This is a genomic window from Afipia massiliensis (assembly GCF_014203115.1).
In the GTDB taxonomy this organism is placed as follows: Bacteria; Pseudomonadota; Alphaproteobacteria; order Rhizobiales; family Xanthobacteraceae; genus Afipia; species Afipia massiliensis.
This window is the reverse complement of the sequence record NZ_JACHIJ010000018.1, coordinates 1-2,005: the sequence shown is the minus strand read 5'-3', so window position 1 is coordinate 2,005 and position 2,005 is coordinate 1. Positions and strand designations below refer to the sequence as shown.

General features: G+C 59.2%; 1 protein-coding gene and 2 pseudogenes. 2 read left to right on the top strand and 1 reads right to left on the bottom strand.

Annotated features, from left to right (window positions below):
* Positions 1-630: acyl-CoA dehydrogenase family protein (locus tag HNQ36_RS25900; protein ID WP_283814076.1), on the top strand; the 630-nt coding region annotated here is incomplete at its 5' end.
* 887 nt (positions 631-1,517) lie between these two features.
* Positions 1,518-1,715, top strand: a pseudogene (locus HNQ36_RS25895) (acetyl CoA synthetase); the annotation flags it as partial.
* On the opposite strand, the pseudogene HNQ36_RS25890 reads toward HNQ36_RS25895, so the two are convergent.
* Positions 1,715-1,921: pseudogene (locus HNQ36_RS25890) on the bottom strand (MBL fold metallo-hydrolase); the annotation flags it as partial. The pseudogenes HNQ36_RS25895 and HNQ36_RS25890 overlap by 1 nt on opposite strands.
* Positions 1,922-2,005 lie beyond the last annotated feature (84 nt).

Genomic DNA, 2,005 nt, shown 5'->3' with positions numbered 1-2,005 from the left:
GTGCGCAGCATTCCGATCATGCACTACAGTTCCCCCGAGGGACATTGCGAACTGTTGTTCCGGAACGTCCGCGTTCCAGTTTCGAATCTTATCGGCGAGGAGGGAAAGGGCTTCAGATTGGCTCAGGAGCGGCTTGGTCCCGGGCGCGTTCATCACTGCATGCGCACGATCGGCCAGTGCGAGGTCGCACTTGAACTCATGTGCGAGCGTTCGCTCGAACGAGAGGCATTTGGGCGACGTATCGCCGATTTCGCCAATGTTCAGGACTGGATCGCTGAAACGCGGCTAGAGATCGATCAAGCCCGGCTTCTGGTGTTTAAGGCAGCCCATAAAATGGATCGCGAGGGCAATGCGGCGGCGCGTGTCGATGTCTCGGCAATCAAGATCGTTGCGGCCCGGCTTCAGACACGAGTCGTCGACAGAGCCATGCAGGTGTTCGGCGCGATGGGGCTGACGCCGGACACGCCATTATCTTATTTGTGGACATGGGGGCGGGCTCTGCGTTTTCTCGACGGGCCCGATGAAGTTCATTTGCGTGTGGTGTCCCGGGCCGAACTGGCAAAGGCCAAGGCCAACAGTGGCAACAGCGGCCCCTATTTTGTGCCGCCCGCTGCTCTTGGAGTCGGATAAGTGCGAGGATGGTCTGTCTCGGGCGGCACATTTCATCTCGGTCTGGGGGCGACCGAACAGACCAACGCCGCCTTTATCGATAAAAGTGTCGATCTCGCGGAATGATTTCGCCGCCGCTTCGGGGCCGGCATAGATCGAGGTGATACCATTCTTTCCGATCAGCGATGTGTCCATACCTTCGATGCGCTTATAGTCGAGCATTAGCCCCGTCGCGACGAACAGAAAATCGTAACTCACTCGCTGCCGACCGGTAGTGGTGACTGCATTGGCGTCCGGATTGAATTCCGCCACGTTCTGTTCGATCCAGTCGATTCCAGGCGGCAAGAAGTCAGCGTTGCGGAAGGTGACGTCAGCCGGTGACCAGAGGCCGGCCCCCACGAACGTGAAGCCGGGTTGGAAATGGTGGTCTTTCTTGGCGTCGATGATAACGATCGTCGCTCGTGGCATCTGCTGCTTCAGCCGCGACGCCAGCGAAAGCCCCCGCAGCTCCCGCTCCCGCGATGACAATCTTCGCTTGCGACGAAGATGTCGTGGCTTGCGCCTCTTGGGTCAGCACTGTGGTCGCCGCCATCGCCGCGCTACCCATTAGAAATTTCCGTCTGTTCAAGGCTCTCACTCCCGTTTTGTATTAAACCTCCTATGGTGCCGGTCCGAGTTGAGCCCGCACCCAGTCAATGATCTGTCATGAGATCACCGATCCTGAAACATGGCCAAGCTCGCACCCATCGCAGAACAGGGTCATGATGGCATGCCGCGAGTGTTTCGGTCGTCGCGGCGACGGCGTCGTCGAAGGGGGCGGACGGTTTTCTAAAAGTGATATGTCATGGAGGGTTCTCTTCCATTTTTTGAAAGAGGGCCGACCATGTCCGATCTTCGGATCGCCTCCCTTGATGCCCGGCGTCAGTCTCAACGCGAGCTTTTCCGCGCATATGCCGGCTGCGGAAAATCTGGCGCTGATCTCCCAGTCCGGCGCTATCGCCGCCGGCATGGTTGACAGGGCGGCGCAGCGCGCCGTCGGCTTTTCCGGAATCGTGTCGATCGTCGACCATCTCGATGTCGATATCGCCGATTTGCTCGATTACTTCGGCGAGTTCAACGTCCGACGGACGTCGACCGCGGGATCAAGGCTTTCGGAATGCTTGCGGAACACCTCGGTGGCGCGGATCGCCAACGGAGAATCGAGAAAGATCGGAGCGGGAGGGATCTCGCCGCGTTCCATTAGATCGACCAGATCGACGAGAAGCTCCTGGGTGCGCTCCACCGCGAAGGCCGGAATCAGCAGCGCGCCCTTGCGGGATTGTGATGGGCTTGTATTCTTCCCGCTTCGCGGGTGGTGTCGATGTGCGAAGCCAGCGTACCGCGATCGAACGGCTGC